Here is a 16,325-nt window from a genome sequence, read left to right on the forward strand (position 1 = left end):
TTGAAAATCGAAGTCTGAACGTATTCCCCTACGAAATGCAAGGTTTATTGCAAAGCAATTGCATGCCGAAGTACTTATTTAGCCGACGTTAGGCTTGACAGGACGTGCCAGGGTGGCGATATGGGCTTGCAGGCAGGCGGGGCACCAGCAGCCCGCAGCGGCGCTGCCGGGCACGGGAACGGCGGGCGGCAGCGCCAGGCACCAGCAGGGTTCTCTGGCGTCCGGGTCAAGCTGGCCACACTGGAAAGTGGCGCCGCACAGGCTGCACTGGCTCATGGCTGTGTTTGAATTGGCAAGTGTGTGTCATGCTGCTGCGCGACGCGACGCAGATGTAACGGGCAGTAAAAGGGCTGGCTGGGGGGCATATCGGGCCAGACTATAGGATCATCAGGGAAAATACAACAAGATCGCCCTATAATGCCTCCAGGATTTTCTTCTTCCCTGTAAAATCGCACAAATCTATTTTCCGGACTCGCCATGAATCAACTAGCTAACTTGAACCTGGACATGAATGACGACTTGACGGCGGTGTCGCCGCAAATCAAGGCGCAGATTCTGGCCGAGGCCCTCCCTTACATCCGCAATTTCCATGGCAAGACCATCGTCATCAAATACGGTGGCAACGCCATGACGGACGAACGCCTGAAGCACGGCTTCGCGCGCGACGTCATCCTGCTCAAGCTGGTCGGCATGAACCCGGTCGTGGTGCACGGCGGCGGACCGCAGATCGACAACGCGCTGAAAAAAATCGGCAAGCAAGGCACCTTCGTGCAAGGCATGCGCATCACCGACGAAGAAACCATGGAAGTGGTGGAGTGGGTGCTGGGCGGCGAAGTGCAGCAGGATATCGTCATGCTGATCAACCATTATGGCGGCCAGGCTGTCGGCCTGACGGGCAAGGATGGCGGCTTGATCCGCGCACGCAAGATGCAGATGCCGGACCGCGAACATCCGGGCGAATTCCTCGACATCGGCTTTGTGGGCGAGATCGACGCGATCAACCCGGCCGTCGTCAAGGCGCTGCAGGACGACGCCTTCATTCCCATCATCTCGCCGATCGGTTTCGGCCAGGACGGCCAGGCCTACAACATCAACGCCGATGTGGTGGCGGGCAAGATCGCGGAAATCCTGAAAGCGGAAAAGCTGATCATGATGACCAACATCGCCGGCGTCCAGGACAAGCAAGGCAACCTGGTGACCGACCTGTCCGCGCGTGAAATCGACGAGATGTTCGCCGATGGCACGATCTCGGGCGGCATGCTGCCGAAGATCTCGTCCGCGCTCGACGCCGCCAAGTCCGGCGTGAACACGGTACACATCATCGACGGCCGCATCGAACACTCATTATTGCTGGAAGTGTTGACCGAGCAGGCTTTTGGTACTATGATCCGTTCGCACTAAAAAAATCGCAACGCATCACAGCGAGTAGTTTGGCGGCGCAGATTACCTGGCGCCGCTTTTAATTTGCCCTTGTAGCTCAGTGGTAGAGCACTCCCTTGGTAAGGGAGAGGCCACGTGTTCGATCCACGTCAAGGGCACCATCGATTTATCCCCGTATCTGAAAAATGTCCATGGCCGCGTTGTCTCGCCTCGCCGTACATGCGTACTGTCTTCGGCTCGACGCCTTGCCCTGAACACTTTTCATCTACTCTGCCGTCATCTCCCCATAGTAAAAATGTCCATGGCGGCGTTGTCCTTCCTCGCCGTACATGCGTACTGTCTTCGTCAGTCCGCCTTGCCCTGAACACTTTTCCATCTGCTCTGCTATCCGTCGCCCGCATCTCTCCGCGTTTCAATACACCCGCTCGACCTTCAAGCCCTTCTGACGCAATAAATCCGGCACGCTCTTTTCTCCGACCAGGTGCAGCACGCCGATGGCGGCGAGGCTGGACTTTTCGCGTGCCAGCAGTTTGGCGATGCCGTCGGCGAGGGCGGGGTTGCGGCCGTCGAGCAGCACTTTCTGCACGAACTGCGCGGCGAACGACGGGTCTTGCGCCGCTTTGGCCGCCAGCTTGTCGAAGGCGGCCGCGTCGGCGTTGCGCCAGGCATCGGCGATCTCGCGCGCTTCCTGGCTTTGTTCCTGATCCTCGATCGAGGCCACGCCGTCTTCCAGGAAGCGGCACTGGTCGGCCGGCGACATGGCGCCAAACAGCGCCATCTGGCCTTCCATCGATTCGAGTTCCACCACGGGGATCTTGCGCGCCTTGGCTTGCTGCGACAGATAATTGTCGACGGCCAGATCGGAGCGGTAGCCCAGGGTGGAAAATTCGCCGATGGCCAGCACGCTGGCGAGCATCCACGGCTTCATCGGCGCCACCGATTCGGCTGGAATGCCGTATTTTTGCAACAGCGGCGCCAGGCGCGGGGCCAGGCTCTGGCGGCAGTCAAGCGGCACCTTGCTGCCCGGCGCCTCCATGCCGTATTTCAGCACGGCGCTCACAGCCTTGTGCGGATCGGTGCCGGGATCGATCTCCAGCGCCAGCGCCCCGGCCTGGTGCAGCGCCTGCGTCACGGTGGGTTCGAGCGGATAAAAATCGGGCGCGCCGACATGGATGGTACCGAACAGATACAGGGTGTGGGCCGCGTCCTGCACCTTGAACAGGGCGCCGCGGTTTTGCGCCGCGGGCGGCGCTTCGGCGAAGGCCGCCTGCAACGGCAGCAAGAATAATCCGCAAAACATCACTATAATCTGGCGTCGCATGGTTTTCCTGATTGTTGAATTTTTCATCTTCTCTCGCTAGCAAAGACTCTCGTGCCTGTGTCCCATCTTAACCGCTCGTCGCCGGTCTGGCTGTTCGACCTCGACAACACGCTGCACAATGCCTCGCACGCCATCTTCCCCACCATCACGGCCAATATGAACACGTATATTGCCCGCGTACTGGGCGACGGCGTGACGCCGGCCGACGACGCCATCGTCAATGCGGCGCGCGCGGCCTACTGGCGCCGCTATGGCGCCACCTTGCTGGGCATGGTCAAGCACCATCAGGTGCAGGCCGCGCATTTTTTGCGCGAGACGCACGCCTTCGACGATTTGCGCGCCATGATACGCGCCGAGCGGGGACTGGGGGCTTTACTCAAACGCCTGCCTGGCCGTAAAATTTTACTCACCAACGCGCCGCTGCGCTATTCGAGCGACGTGATGCGCCACCTGGGACTGCGCCGGCACTTTTCACACCACATCGCCATCGAGGCGATGCAGGTGCACCGCCAGCTGCGGCCCAAGCCATCGACGCTGATGCTGCGCAAACTGATGCGCAAGCACCAGATCCGCCCTGGCCGCTGCATCCTGGTGGAAGACACCCTCGCCAACCTGAAGGGCGCAAAAAGACTGGGCCTGCGCACGGCCTGGGTCACGCAATACCTGAAAATGGCCGACCCGATCGGCGTGGCGAAGTTGCCCAAGGCGTTAAATCGCCCCGCTTACGTCGATGTCAAAGTAAAATCTGTCCGGCATTTGGCACGCCGCCTTCACCGTCTGCGTTGAAGGGGACTCCTGGACTTCCGGCTGACGCCGGAAGCCGCACCGCTAGCGGCGGTGACGGACTTCCCCATCAAGGCAGCATTTTTTTTAACGACAAGAGAAAATATGGCAAGCACACCGCCGGGCCAACGCAGGCTACAAATTCTTCAGGCCCTCGCCGCAATGCTGGAGCAGCCGAAAGGCGAAAAGATCACCACCGCCGCACTGGCGGCCAGACTGGCCGTCTCGGAAGCGGCCCTGTACCGCCATTTCGCCAGCAAGGCGCAAATGTTCGAAGGACTGATCGAATTCATCGAGTCGAGCGTCTTCGGCCTGATCAACCAGATCGCGGAAAAGCACAGCGACGGCATGACGCAAACGCGCGACATCATCGGCATGCTGCTCAATTTCGCCATCAGCAATCCGGGCATGACGCGCGTGCTGATCGGCGATGCGCTGGTCAATGAGGACGAGCGCCTGCAAGTGCGCATGAACCAGTTCTACGACCGCGTGGAACTGGCGCTCAAGCAGGCCTTGCGCGTGGCCGCCGCCGAAGGCCATGGCAAGGAAAGCGAAGTGGCGGCGCGCGCCACCCTGATCGTCAGCTTCGTCATCGGACGTTGGCACCGCTACGCCAAGAGCGGCTTCAAGATCAATCCTTCCCAGGAAGCGGCGCTGCAAATCGCCATGCTGCTGGGGTAAGTCACCGCCGCGGCTGTCTTCATGCATACCGACTGTTTCGCCCTGCTCGACGACGCCAGCACGCCTGGCGCCGCATCGCGCCTGTACACGGGCCTGACGGCGGTCTTGCAGTGCACCGAGGGGCAGGCCTGGCCCGAGTTGCTGGAAGGCCTGCAAGACGCCTTACATCGCGGCCAGTACGCCGTCAGCGTGTGCAGCTACGAGCTGGGCGCGCACTTGCTGGCCATGCCGCCGCGCGCGGCAGATCCCGGCGCGCCGCCGCTGGCGCAAGTGCTCGTCTTCGACCATTGCACGCAGCTGTCGCAGGACGAGGTGGCGCAGTGGCTGGACGCGCGCGTCCACGTGGACGCCGCGCCGGCCGGCGTGGCCGATATCCGCGCGAATGTCGACCAGGCGCAATTTACGCAGGCGCTGCACCGCATCCACGACTACATCGTGGCCGGCGACACCTATCAGGTCAACTACACCTATCGCTTGCGCTTCGACGCCTTCGGTTCGCCCCTGGCCCTGTATGCGCGGCTGCGCGCCCGCCAGCCCGTGCCGTACGGCGCGCTGGTGATGCTGCCCGATGGCGGCGCCCTGCTGTCGCTGTCGCCGGAGCTGTTCGTGCGCCATGCGCAGGGCGAGCTGACGGCGCGCCCCATGAAAGGCACGGCGCCGGCCGCCCCTGCGGATCAAACGGCAGAAAACGCGCGCCGCGCCGCCGCCCTGGCCCATGATCCGAAAAACCGCGCGGAAAACCTGATGATCGTCGACCTGCTGCGCAACGACATCGGCCGCATCGCCGCCACGGGCTCCGTCAAGGTGCCGGCCCTGTTCCAGGTGACGCGCTACAGCAGCGTGCTGCAGATGACGTCCACCGTGCAGGCACGCCTGCGCGAGGATGCCAGCCTGGCCGACATCTTCCAGGCCTTGTATCCGTGCGGCTCGATCACGGGCGCGCCCAAGCGGCGCACCATGGAGATCATCGCCGAACTGGAGCCGGCGCCGCGCGGCATCTACACGGGCGCCATCGGCTGGTTCGATCCGCCGGCCATCGGCGCCGCCCACCCGGTGGGCGACTTTTGCATGTCCGTGCCGATCCGCACCCTGGCCCTGCAGCCGGCGGGCCCTGGCGGCCCGCGGCGCGGCGAGATGGGCGTGGGCGCCGGCATCGTGCTCGACAGCGACCCGCAGGAGGAATTTGCGGAATGCCAGCTCAAGGCCCGCTTCCTGACGGGGCTGAGCAACGACTTCGAACTGTTCGAGACCCTGCATGCGAGCCGAGCCGATGGCTGCCGCCAGCAGGAGCGCCACCTGGCGCGCCTGGCCGCCTCCTGCGCCTACTTCGGTTTTGCCTGGGATGCGGACGCCGCCCGCGCCGCGCTGCAGGCCGCCTGCGCGGCGCGCCCCGACGATACCCCCTTCCGCCTGCGCCTGGCGCTGCGCCAGGATGGCCAGCTCACGCTGCAAAGCGGCGCGCTCAGTGCCTTGCCGGAGACGGTCAACGTCCTGCTGGCGCCCGACGCCACCGTGGCCGACGACCTGTTCCTGCGCCACAAGAGCAGCGTGCGCGCACGCTATGACGCGGCGTGGCGCGCGGCCGAGGCGCAAGGGGGCTTCGACATGCTGTTCTTTAACGAGCGGGGCGAGCTGACGGAGGGCGGGCGCAGCAATGTCTTCGTCCGGCTCGATGGCCACTGGCACACGCCGCCCCTGTCCTGCGGCCTGCTGCCTGGCGTGCAACGCGCAGCCATGCTGGCCGATCCCGCCTGGAACGCGCAGGAAACCATCATCACGCGCGCCATGCTGGCGCGGGCCGAGGCCATCGTCGTATGCAATGCGCTGCGCGGGGCCTTGCCGGCGCATATTATCGCCAGCGCCTGAAACCGTTCAGGGCAAAGCGCATTGCCGAAGGCAGTGCAACCGCACGACGAGGCACTGCAACGCCGCCATGGACTCCTGAAACAGTTCAGGGCAAGGCGCATTGCCGAAGGCAGTGCAATTGCACGACGAGGCATTGCAACGCCGCCATGGACTCCTGAAATCGATCAGGGCAAGGCGCATTGCCGAAGGCAGTGCGAACGCACGACGAGGCACTGCAACGCCGCCATGGACTCCTGAAACAGTTCAGGGCAAGGCGCATTGCCGAAGGCAGTGCGAACGCACGACGAGGCACTGCAACGCCGCCATGGACTCCTGAAACAGTTCAGGGCAAGGCGCATTGCCGAAGGCAGTGCGAATGCACGACGAGGCACTGCAACGCCGCCATGGACTGTTTCAGCCGCTAGAGATCTACCTGCATTTCATAACCGCCATAAATCATCCGCTTGCCATCGAACGGCAGCCTGGCCGGGTCCATCATCTCGGCCAGGCGCGGGTCTTTCATGACCTTGTCGTTGATTTCATCGCGCTTGGCGCGCGACGCATACACGATCCAGGAAAACACCACCACTTCGCCGTCCTGCAAGTCCACCGCCTGCGGGAACGAGGTCAGCTTGCCCGGCTTGACATCGTCGCCCACGCATTCGCGAAATTCCAGCGCACCGTACTCGCGCCAGACGGCGCCGCAGGCGCGCGACATGGCCAGGTAGGCATCGAGCTTGGCTTTCGGTACGGGCACCACAAATCCATCGACATACGCCATGATGATCTCCTTTGTTGTGACAAACGCGAACAACCAGCTTAGGATAATGATGGCAAGACGACAAGCGCGGCATTAAAAAAAAGCAGGCGTTCAAGCCTGCTTGTATATCGGCAACTTACATCGCCAGCGCTTTTTCCACCGCGCCAACGAGTTTCTTGTCGTCCGGCGTCACCTTGCTGGGGAAGCTTTCCACCACTTTCCCATGGCGGTCGATCAGGTATTTGTGGAAATTCCAGGCCGGGGTCTTGCCCGTCTGCTTGATCAGGTCCACGTACAGCGGGTTCGGATTGGGGCCGGAGACGACGGACTTCGAAAACATGGGGAACTTCACGCCGTAGGTGTTGTAGCAGAAGTCGGCGATTTCCTTGCTGTTGCCCGGCTCCTGCTTGCCGAAATCGTTCGACGGGAAACCCAGCACCACCAGGCCCTTGCTGCCGTACTTGGCGTACAGCGCCTCGAGCCCTTCATATTGATTGGTAAAACCGCAATAACTGGCCGTATTGACCACCAGCACGACCTTGCCCGCATACTGGCACAGGTTTTGCGGCGCTTCGTCCTGCAGGCGGTTGAAGGTCTGCTTGAGGATGGCGGGGCAGGCGGCCGGAGCTATGGCAGCGGCAGCTGTCGCGGTTTCGGCGGCATGGGCCGGCATGGCCAGGCTGGCGCCGGCGGCAAGGGTGGTGAGCGCAAACAGCTGGGCAAGGGTCTTGGACATGAGGGGCACCATGGTTGAACGGAAAAAAACCATTCTATGTCAAACGCCGCGCGCGCGCATGCGGGCCACAACAACAGCGATTGCTTGACCAGCATCAAGAACGGTGCAGTACTTGCCCAACGCACAGTTTTTTTACCTATGCTCGGCCTTCCTGTCCTTGCCTTGTGGAGTTGCCATGCCCTTCCCGCACCTGACCGCATTACCCGCCGCCCTGCTGGCCGCCAGCCTCGTCACCCTGGCGCCAGGCGGCGCGCACGCCGCCACGACGGCCAAAGCCGTCAAACCCGCCGCGACCAGGGACGCCCCCGCCCTGCCCGGCTACCAGGCTGACCTGAGCCAGACTACGGTGTCCGGCCTGTCCTCGGGCGGCTTCATGGCGGCGCAGTTTGCCGTCGCCTACTCGGCCACCGTCGCCGGCGCCGGCATCATCGCCGGCGGCCCGTATTTCTGCTCGGGCCAGCCGGGCCGCTTCCCGTATATCCCCTACCTGACGAATGCCCTGACCACCTGCATGAATCCAGGCAGCGCGCAGGTGGCGCCGCCCGTCGCCAGCGAATTGCTGCGCGCGGCGAACGATTTTGCGCGCGCGCGCCTCATCGACGACACGGCCAACCTGAAACGCCAGCGCGTATATCTGTTCAGCGGAACGAAAGACCAGACCGTGACGCGGCCGGTGGTGGAGCAGGTGGGGAAATTCTATCAACTGGCGGGCACGCCGGCGGCGCAGATCCGCTTCGTCGACACGGTCGGCGCGGGCCATGCCATCATCACCGACAACAACCAGGACAAGGCCTGCGACGTGACGGCGTCACCCTTCATCAACGACTGCGACTTCGTGCAGGCGCGCGACATCCTGCAGCACCTGTACCCGGACCTGCAACAGTCATCGACCACCCTGAGGGGCAAGCTGATCGCCTTCAACCAGCGCAGCTTCATCCAGAACGCGTATTCCAGCATGAACAATACGGGCTATGCCTACATCCCGAAAGCCTGCGACAGCGAGAGCTGCCGCGTGCACGTGGTATTCCACGGCTGCCTGCAAACGACGCAGGCCATCGGCGACCGCTTCTATACCAGCACCGGCTACAACCAGGTGGCGGACGCCAACAAGATCATCGTGCTGTATCCGCAGGCCGAACCGAGCCCCGTCTACCCGTACAACCCGAAAGGCTGCTGGGATTTCTGGGGCTACACCAGCCTCAATCCGATCGATCCGGATTTCTACCGCAAGAGCGGCACGCAGATGGAAGCGGTCAAGGGCATGCTCGACAGGTTAGGATCGGCTCGCAACAGCCATCGATAACAAACGTCACGGATGCTTGAGAAAATCGCAGCGAGCGGCAACGAGGCTCGGCGCCCCCATCTGGCTAAGAAGCGCAGCTGTACTTGGTACGGGGCCGCCGAGGCGGCGAGCATCGCAGGCCGGAAAGCGCGCCGCGCAGTAGATTTAATCAAGCATCCTAGATACCGCCCATGCAGATGTACTTGATGACGAGATAGTCCTCGATACCGTAGGTCGACCCTTCACGGCCCAGGCCCGATTGCTTGACGCCGCCGAAGGGGGCGATCTCGTTCGAGATCAGGCCCGTGTTGACGCCGACCATGCCCGTTTCCAGGCCTTCTGCCACGCGCCAGATGCGGCCGATGTCGCGCGAATAGAAATAGGCGGCCAGGCCGAATTCCGTGTTGTTGGCCAGGGCGATGACTTCATCGTCCGTCTTGAAGCGGAACAGGGGCGCCAGCGGGCCGAAGGTTTCCTCGGTGGCCACGCGCATGTCGTTCGTCACGTCGGCGATGATGGTCGGCTCGAAGAAGCCGTTGCCCAGCGCATGGCGCTTGCCGCCGGCCAGCAGGCGGCCGCCCTTGCCCAGCGCGTCGGCCACGTGTTCTTCCACCTTGGCGACGGCCTTGGCGTCGATCAGCGGGCCTTGCGTGACGCCCGCCTCGATGCCATTGCCCACCTTCAGCTTGGCCACGGCGGCCACCAGTTTGTCGGCAAACGCGTCGTACACACTGTCCTGCACGTACAGGCGGTTGGCGCAGACGCAGGTCTGGCCCGCATTGCGGTATTTCGAGGCGATGGCGCCTTCCACGGCCGCATCCAGGTCGGCGTCGTCGAAGACGATGAACGGCGCATTGCCGCCCAGTTCCAGCGACAGTTTCTTGATCGTCGGCGCGCACTGTTCGGCCAGCAGGCGGCCCACCTGGGTCGAACCCGTAAACGTCAGCTTGCGCACGATGGGGTTCGAGGTCATTTCGCCGCCGATGTCTTTCGGCGCGCCCGTGACGATGCTGAACACGCCCGCAGGCACGCCCGCGCGCTCGGCCAGCACGGCCAGCGCCAGCGCGGAAAACGGCGTCGCTTCGGCCGGTTTCAGCACCATCGGGCAGCCGGCGGCCAGGGCCGGGCCGACTTTGCGCGTGATCATGGCGGCGGGGAAATTCCACGGCGTGATGGCGGCGCATACGCCGATCGGCTCCTTGGTGATGACCAGACGGCGGTCCGGCCACGGCGACTGCAGGGTGTCGCCCGCGACGCGCTTGCCTTCCTCGGCAAACCACTCGATGAACGAGGCGCCGAACTGCACTTCGCCCTTCGCTTCCGGCAAGGGCTTGCCCTGCTCTGTGGTCATGATCAGCGCCAGGTCGTCGGCGTTTTCCAGGATCAGGTCATGCCAGCGGCGCAGCACGGCCGCGCGCTCCTTGGCCGTCTTCTTGCGCCAGGCGGGCCAGGCGGCATTGGCCGCCTCGATGGCACGGCGCGTCTCGGCCGCGCCCATCAGGGGCACCGTGCCGAGATGCTCGCCCGTGGCGGGATTGCTCACATTAATCGTCTGGCCGCCATCGGCATCGACCCAGGCTCCATTCACGTAAGCCTGGTGACGCAACAAGGTAGGATCTTTCAACTGCAGCATATGGATCTCCGGTCTGGTTTGAATTATCGACGAGGGATACTATGCCACAGCGCGGCCGATTCCGCAGGCGCAGCGCTGAACTGCCCTGACCTCTACTCGACCTTGAAAGACGACAGTTTCGGGTCCGGCGCCGGGTATTCCAGCTTCATGGCCTGCAGGGTTTCCAGCAGCAGGGACGCGACCACGAGGTTGCGCTGGGTCTTGGAATTGGACGGCACCACGTACCATGGCGCATGATCGGCATCCGTCTCGCGGATCGCCGTTTCATACGCGCGCTGGTAGCCATCCCACTTCTTGCGCTGGGCGATATCGTTGGGATCGAACTTCCACTGGCGGTCGGGATCGTCGAGCCGCTCCTGCAGCCGTCCCCGTTGCTCGTCCTTCGAGATATGCAGGAAGACTTTCAGGATGACGGTGCCCGTTTCGCTCAGCATGCGCTCGAAATCGCGGATATGCGCGTAGCGGCGCCGGCATTCGGCCTTGTCGATCATGTCCTGCACGCGCGTGATCAGCACATCCTCGTAGTGGCTGCGGTTGAAGATGGCGATCTCGCCCTTCACCGGCACGTGCTGGTGCACGCGCCACAGATAATCGTGCGCCAGTTCGATATCGGTGGGGCCCTTGAACGCCACGGCGCGGATGCCCATCGGGTTGATATTGCTGAAGATGGCCTTCACCGTGCCATCCTTGCCCGAGGTATCCATGCCCTGCAAGACCAGCAGCACTTTTTTCTTGTGCTGCGCGTACAGCATGCTCTGGCACTCGGCGATCTGCGCCGTCAGCGCCACGGTTTCCTCGATGTCCAGGGCCTTGCACTGGGCCGCCGTCAGCTTCTTGTTCGCTGCCTTGGTGGCTGCGCCCAGCAGGCGCTTGCCGGCGAAATCCTCGCTCAGATCAAAGCCTTTGCCGGCCCGGAATTGGGTGCGCGCCTTCATACCGCCACCGCCAGCTTGCGGTGCTCGATTTTTGTGCAGTGGTCCATCACCACGTCCAGGCCTGCCGCGCGCGCCAGCTGCGCCGCCTGCTCGTTGACGACGTCGAGCTGCAACCACAGGCAGCCGGCCTTGACGGCGATGGCTTCCTCGGCGATCGGCAGGATATCCTCGGACTTGCGGAAACAGTCGACGATGTCGATGCGTGCCGGCGCGACGGCCGCCGCGGCCTGCGTCAGGGTGGCGTAGGCGCGCTGCCCCAGCACGTCGCGCCCGGCGAGGGCCGGATTGACGGGCAGCACGCGGTAGCCCTGCCGCAGCAGGTAGTCGGCCACTTCATGGCTGGCGCGTTCGGGCTTGTCGGACATGCCGACGATGGCGATGATGCGGCTCTCTTGCAGGATGCGGGCGATGTTGGACATATTCTGTTCGTGGTTGGGCGTGCGACATTGCCCGCCTAGCGTAGCAGAATTATCCGGTGCAGGGAGCTATCCAGCAGTCCTGGAAGTCCGCACGGCTGCCATCTTCGCCACGAAGGCCTGCGCGCGCGCCGTCACGGCCGCGTAATCGCCCGTGGCGCCCGGACCACTGAGGCTGCTGCCGATGCCCACGGCCACGGCGCCGCCGGCAAACCATTCGTGCAGGTTCTCCACCGTCACGCCGCCCGTGGGCATCAAGGGCGCTTGCGGCAACGGTGCGCGCAAGGCCTTGATGTAGGCGGGGCCGAACATCTCGGCAGGGAAGACCTTGACGATGTCCGCGCCGGCCTGCAGGGCCGTGACGATCTCCGTCGGCGTCATCGCCCCCGGCATGGACAGCACCTGGTAGCGCTGGCACAGCGCGATGGTCTCCACGTTGACGCTTGGCGAGATGATGAACTGGGCGCCGGCCAGGATGGCGGCGCGCGCCGTCTCCGTATCGAGCACCGTGCCCGCGCCCAGCAGTACGTCGTGCCCATGGCGTTCGCGCAGGGTGCGCAGCACGCCCAGGGTATCGGGCGTGGTAAACGCCACTTCCAGCGCCGTGATGCCGCCGGCGATGCACGCCTCGGCGATCTGCACGGCCGCCTGCGCCGAATTGGCGCGTACGATACCGACCATGCCCCGTTCGAGGATGCCGTTGAAAACCATGTGCTTCTGCATCTGCTCTCTCCTGTCAGGCCGGCAGGGCGCCAAAGCGCACTTCCGGCAAACCGCGCACGCCCACCTGGCGCGCATGAAACAATCCGCCGGCCAGCGGTTCGCCCGCCAGCTGGGCCGGGGTCAAGCTTTCCTGCGCCGTCGTGACGAACAATTCGTCGTAGTGCGGGCCGCCCAGGCTCACGCAGCTGGGCTGCGAGACGGGCAGGCTGATATTACGCTCGACGCTGCCGTCCGGAGCGAAGCGCAAGACCCTGCCCGCGCCCCACTGCGCGCTCCACAGGTAGTCATCCGCGTCGATGGTGGCGCCGTCGGCGGCGCCGGGGCCCGGATCGAGCACGGCAAACACACGCACCCGGCTGGCGTCGCCGCCCAGGTAATCATCCCAACGGTAGATCGCCTTCTTCATCGAGTCGCAAAAATACATGGCCGTGCCGTCGACGCTGAAGCAGATGCTGTTCGAGATGGCGATCTGCGGCAGCGGCAGCCGTTCCAGGCTCAAGTCCAGGTTGAGGCGGTAGAAGCTGGCGACGGCGTCGCGGCGCGGCCGCTCATCGAGCGTGCCGAAGACAAAGCGCCCCTGGCGGTCGCAGCGGCCGTCATTCAGGCGCGTCATGGGCAAGTCCCCCTCCACCGTGTGCAAGCGCGTGACGGCCCCGCTGCGCGCGTCGAACCAGGCAAGTCCGGAAGCCAGTCCCAGCAGCAGCACCTCGTCGCTGTCCGTCAGCGCGAAGCACGCCAGGCGCTCGGGCATGGCCCAGCTCTGGCACTCGCCCGTGGCCAGCACCAGCGCATGCAGCTGGCAGCCTTCGATATTCGTCCAGAAAACGCGGCCGCTGCGTTCGCACCAGCGCACGCCCTCGCCGAGAAAATTCTGCGCATCGACCAGTAATTGGGCCTGTGTCCCCATCATTTTTCCTTTATTAACTTAACGCATGATAAAACCGTCGCGAGCGGAAGTCAGTTGTGACCGAGACGCGCAACTGTGCTTGAGCACAGTGAGCATCGAGGCCGCAAATGACGACGCGCAGCAGGTTTGATCGTGCGTTATCAATGTGACTCGCGCGGCACGGCAGATCCCCGGCAGCCGACGAGGAAATCGAGGTCCGCGCCTTCGTCTGCCTGCGTCACGTGCTTGATGTACATAGACTGGTAGCCGCCCTTCATGGCCGGCTCGGGGGCGCGCCACTCCGCGCGCCGGCGCGCCAGTTCCGCCTCGTCGACGTCCAGGTGCAAGCGCCGTCCCGCCACGTCCAGTTCAATCATGTCGCCATCGCGCACCAGCGCCAGCGGCCCGCCCACGGCCGCTTCCGGCGCCACGTGCAGCACCACCGTGCCGTAGGCCGTGCCGCTCATGCGCGCGTCCGAGATGCGCACCATGTCGCGCACGCCCTGCTCCAGCAGTTTTTTCGGCAGCCCCATATTGCCCACCTCGGCCATGCCAGGATAGCCCTGCGGGCCGCAATTTTGCAGCACCATCACGCAGCTGGCATCGATATCGAGCGCGGGATCGTCGACGCGTTTTTTATAGTGCTCGATGCTGTTGAAAACGACGGCGCGGCCACGGTGCTGCATCAGCTCGGGCGAGGCGGCGGACGGCTTGATGACGGCGCCGCGCGGGGCCAGGTTGCCATGCAGGACCGCGATGCCGCCCTCGTCCTTGAACGGCTGCGCCAGCGGCGTGATCACTTCGGGATTGAAATTTTCCGCTTCGGCCACGTTGACGGCCATGCTGGCGCCCGTGACGGTGAGCGCCTCGCCATGCAATGTGCCCAGCAGGTCGCGGATGATCACGGGCAGGCCGCCCGCATAGTAAAAGTCTTCCATCAGGTACTGGCCCGACGGCATCAGGTTCAGCAGGCAGGGAATGTCGCGGCCCAGGCGGTCCCAGTCGCCCAGGCGCATGTCCACGCCGATGCGCCCCGCGATGGCCAGCAGGTGGATCACGGCATTGGTCGAGCCGCCGATGGCGCCGTTGACCATGATGGCGTTTTCAAACGCGTCGCGCGTGAGGATCTGCGACAGCTTCAGGTCTTCATGCACCATGTCGACGATGCGCCGGCCCGTCAGCTGCGCCTGCAGCTTGCGGCGCGCATCGACGGCGGGAATGGCCGCGTTGCCGGGCAGGGTCACGCCCAGCGCCTCGACCATGCTGGCCATGGTGGAAGCCGTGCCCATGGTCATGCAGTGGCCGGCGGAGCGCGACATGCACGATTCGGCCTGTTTGAATTCGGCGGACGTCATGCGCCCGGCGCGCACGTCCTCGGAAAACTTCCACACGTCGGTGCCCGAACCGATCGGTTTGCCGCGGTAGTTGCCGTTCAACATGGGACCGCCCGACAGCACGATGGTGGGCAAGTCCACGCTGGCCGCGCCCATCAGCAGCGCCGGGGTGGTCTTGTCGCAGCCCGTCAGCAGCACCACGCCGTCGATCGGGTTGGCGCGGATCGATTCCTCGACATCCATGCTGGCCAGGTTACGGAACAGCATGGCCGTCGGGCGCAGATTCGTCTCGCCCAGCGACATGACGGGAAATTCGACGGGAAAGCCGCCCGCCTCGAGCACGCCGCGCTTGACCATCTCGGCCAGGTCGCGGAAATGCCCATTGCAGGGCGTCAGCTCGGACCAGGTATTGCAGATGCCGATGACGGGACGGCCATCGAAAGCGTCGCTGGGATAGCCCTGGTTCTTCATCCAGCTGCGGTGAATGAAACTGTCCTTGTCGTCGCCGCCAAACCACGCTTGCGAACGCAAGGGACGCTTGTTCTTGTTGCTGCTCATACTGTCTCCTGCGGGGAAATCAAGCCGCGCGCGGCGGCGATCAGCAGCGCACCGTGACCGGCCAGATTGGCCTGCTGCTGGTCGTCGACGATGATGCGCTTGCCATAAAAAAATCCGTGTTCTTCGATCAGCAGCCCGAGCGCCTGGCGCAGCATGGGCTTGCCGGTAATGACGAGCGGCGTATCGGGCCGCATCTGGATGGCGGTGCTGTTGCGCAGCGCCAGCAGGTCGCCGCTGAGGACGGCGCCCATCAGGAAGTTGGCCCGTTCATTGCATTCGACGGCGCTGAACTGGCCCAGGGTGCGCACGCTGAAGCAGGCGCGCGCCAGCCCCGTCTTTTGCGCCGCGGCCGCGCCGGCCAGCAGCATTTTCGGCACCAGGATCTGCGCAAAACCGCCATCGACCGATTGCTTGATCAGGGTGTGCTGCGTGATCGCCTGCAACAATTCCCCAGCGATGGTGGTGCTGCAGCCGAGGATGCGGCGCTGCTCGTCCACGCTGATCAATTTGGTATGCGAGCCGGGCATGATCAGGGTCGCCGCGCCGCGCAACTGCAGGCGCTCGAGCAGCGCGACGACTTCCGTCTCTTCGCCGCGCATCATGTCCATCGCTTCGACGTTATGCAGGCCGACGGCGCCATGCTGGTTACGCACGCCGGGAATCAGCCACAGGGGCTGCGCCAGCACGTCGGGCAAGTCCACCGCCTGCATGCCTTGCGCCAGCTGGGCCAGGCCGGCAGGCGCCGGCACATGCGGCACTTCCCGCACGCCCATGGGCGAGGTGATCATGCCCGAAGCGAGCGCCAGGTCCACCTCGGACGGCGCGATCCCCGCGCTGGCCAGCACGCTGGCGATGGTGTCGCGCAGTGCCTGTTTCAGCGCGCCGTTATGGCCATCGATGGCGGTATTGCGCACGCCCGTCTCCAGCTGCGCCTGGGCGACGACGGCGCCTGCGCGCCACAGCAAGGTACGCGTATTGGTGGTGCCGGCATCGATGGTGAGTATGTTCATGGCAGGTTGGCAGCGTCGGTAAGGGCAAATGAGGGAAAAACT

The 16,325-nt window shown here is 64.1% G+C and carries 16 protein-coding genes and 1 tRNA gene; 6 read left to right on the forward strand and 11 right to left on the reverse strand.

Annotated features, from left to right (window positions below; genetic code table 11):
- Nucleotides 1-78 precede the first annotated feature (78 nt).
- Entirely contained in the window at nucleotides 79-276 is a 198-nt protein-coding gene (locus ACQ4W4_RS16220; protein ID WP_436498113.1) for a cysteine-rich CWC family protein, read from the reverse strand.
- 231 nt (nucleotides 277-507) lie between these two features.
- Here ACQ4W4_RS16220 and argB point away from each other — a divergent pair, with 231 nt between their 5' ends.
- Nucleotides 508-1,401, forward strand: coding sequence for an acetylglutamate kinase (gene argB / locus ACQ4W4_RS16225; RefSeq protein WP_010393729.1), 894 nt, complete (start codon nucleotides 508-510; stop codon nucleotides 1,399-1,401).
- Nucleotides 1,402-1,466: 65 nt separating this feature from the next.
- Nucleotides 1,467-1,541, forward strand: a tRNA-Thr gene (locus ACQ4W4_RS16230).
- Between the two features lie 251 nt (nucleotides 1,542-1,792).
- On the opposite strand, the gene ACQ4W4_RS16235 is transcribed toward ACQ4W4_RS16230, so the two are convergent.
- Complete coding sequence (locus ACQ4W4_RS16235; RefSeq protein ID WP_436542862.1) at nucleotides 1,793-2,662, reverse strand: TraB/GumN family protein; 870 nt, start codon at nucleotides 2,660-2,662, stop codon at nucleotides 1,793-1,795.
- Nucleotides 2,663-2,752: 90 nt separating this feature from the next.
- Between ACQ4W4_RS16235 and ACQ4W4_RS16240 the strand changes: the two genes are divergently transcribed.
- From ACQ4W4_RS16240 to pabB, 3 genes are all read left to right on the forward strand, one after another.
- Nucleotides 2,753-3,487 carry a pyrimidine 5'-nucleotidase gene (locus ACQ4W4_RS16240; RefSeq protein WP_436498117.1) on the forward strand — a complete coding sequence of 245 codons (735 nt, stop codon included), beginning with the start codon at nucleotides 2,753-2,755 and terminating at the stop codon, nucleotides 3,485-3,487.
- A 102-nt stretch (nucleotides 3,488-3,589) separates the two neighbouring features.
- A complete protein-coding gene (gene slmA, locus ACQ4W4_RS16245) occupies nucleotides 3,590-4,165 on the forward strand; it encodes a nucleoid occlusion factor SlmA (RefSeq protein WP_070313104.1) in 576 nt (191 codons plus the stop codon).
- Between the two features lie 21 nt (nucleotides 4,166-4,186).
- On the forward strand, nucleotides 4,187-6,031 hold the full coding sequence (gene pabB, locus ACQ4W4_RS16250; protein ID WP_436542863.1) for an aminodeoxychorismate synthase component I: 1,845 nt from the start codon (nucleotides 4,187-4,189) through the stop codon (nucleotides 6,029-6,031).
- A 400-nt stretch (nucleotides 6,032-6,431) separates the two neighbouring features.
- Here pabB and ACQ4W4_RS16255 read toward each other — a convergent pair whose 3' ends face one another.
- Nucleotides 6,432-6,791 (reverse strand): DUF1428 domain-containing protein, encoded by a 360-nt coding sequence (locus ACQ4W4_RS16255; RefSeq protein ID WP_436542864.1) that lies wholly within the window; start codon nucleotides 6,789-6,791, stop codon nucleotides 6,432-6,434.
- Between the two features lie 115 nt (nucleotides 6,792-6,906).
- Nucleotides 6,907-7,506: a glutathione peroxidase gene (locus ACQ4W4_RS16260; RefSeq protein WP_436498123.1), complete on the reverse strand. Its 600-nt coding sequence runs from the start codon at nucleotides 7,504-7,506 to the stop codon at nucleotides 6,907-6,909.
- A 175-nt stretch (nucleotides 7,507-7,681) separates the two neighbouring features.
- Between ACQ4W4_RS16260 and ACQ4W4_RS16265 the strand changes: the two genes are divergently transcribed.
- On the forward strand, nucleotides 7,682-8,809 hold the full coding sequence (locus ACQ4W4_RS16265; RefSeq protein WP_436542865.1) for an extracellular catalytic domain type 2 short-chain-length polyhydroxyalkanoate depolymerase: 1,128 nt from the start codon (nucleotides 7,682-7,684) through the stop codon (nucleotides 8,807-8,809).
- A 157-nt stretch (nucleotides 8,810-8,966) separates the two neighbouring features.
- Here the strand turns inward: ACQ4W4_RS16265 and gabD are convergent, their stop codons facing one another.
- The 7 genes from gabD to ACQ4W4_RS16300 all read right to left on the reverse strand — a co-directional run bounded on the left by gabD (nucleotide 8,967) and on the right by ACQ4W4_RS16300 (nucleotide 16,283).
- Nucleotides 8,967-10,421 carry an NADP-dependent succinate-semialdehyde dehydrogenase gene (gabD, locus tag ACQ4W4_RS16270; RefSeq protein WP_436498127.1) on the reverse strand — a complete coding sequence of 485 codons (1,455 nt, stop codon included), beginning with the start codon at nucleotides 10,419-10,421 and terminating at the stop codon, nucleotides 8,967-8,969.
- A 92-nt stretch (nucleotides 10,422-10,513) separates the two neighbouring features.
- Nucleotides 10,514-11,356 (reverse strand): PPK2 family polyphosphate kinase, encoded by an 843-nt coding sequence (locus ACQ4W4_RS16275; protein ID WP_436498129.1) that lies wholly within the window; start codon nucleotides 11,354-11,356, stop codon nucleotides 10,514-10,516.
- On the reverse strand, nucleotides 11,353-11,775 hold the full coding sequence (locus tag ACQ4W4_RS16280; RefSeq protein ID WP_436542866.1) for a CoA-binding protein: 423 nt from the start codon (nucleotides 11,773-11,775) through the stop codon (nucleotides 11,353-11,355). The genes ACQ4W4_RS16275 and ACQ4W4_RS16280 overlap by 4 nt, the downstream gene beginning before the upstream one ends.
- Nucleotides 11,776-11,841: 66 nt before the next feature.
- The gene (locus ACQ4W4_RS16285; RefSeq protein WP_436542867.1) at nucleotides 11,842-12,495 is read right to left on the reverse strand and encodes a bifunctional 2-keto-4-hydroxyglutarate aldolase/2-keto-3-deoxy-6-phosphogluconate aldolase; all 654 of its coding nucleotides are present in this window, start codon (nucleotides 12,493-12,495) and stop codon (nucleotides 11,842-11,844) included.
- A gap of 13 nt (nucleotides 12,496-12,508) precedes the next feature.
- On the reverse strand, nucleotides 12,509-13,402 hold the full coding sequence (locus tag ACQ4W4_RS16290) for an SMP-30/gluconolactonase/LRE family protein (RefSeq protein WP_436542868.1): 894 nt from the start codon (nucleotides 13,400-13,402) through the stop codon (nucleotides 12,509-12,511).
- A gap of 140 nt (nucleotides 13,403-13,542) precedes the next feature.
- On the reverse strand, nucleotides 13,543-15,273 hold the full coding sequence (araD, locus tag ACQ4W4_RS16295) for an L-arabinonate dehydratase (protein WP_436542869.1): 1,731 nt from the start codon (nucleotides 15,271-15,273) through the stop codon (nucleotides 13,543-13,545).
- A complete protein-coding gene (locus ACQ4W4_RS16300; protein WP_436542870.1) occupies nucleotides 15,270-16,283 on the reverse strand; it encodes a 2-dehydro-3-deoxygalactonokinase in 1,014 nt (337 codons plus the stop codon). Before ACQ4W4_RS16300 ends, araD begins: the two co-directional genes overlap by 4 nt.
- Between the last annotated feature and the right edge of the window lie 42 nt (nucleotides 16,284-16,325).

Source organism: Janthinobacterium glycogeni, from assembly GCF_051380725.1.
In the GTDB taxonomy this organism is placed as follows: domain Bacteria; phylum Pseudomonadota; class Gammaproteobacteria; order Burkholderiales; family Burkholderiaceae_D; genus Janthinobacterium.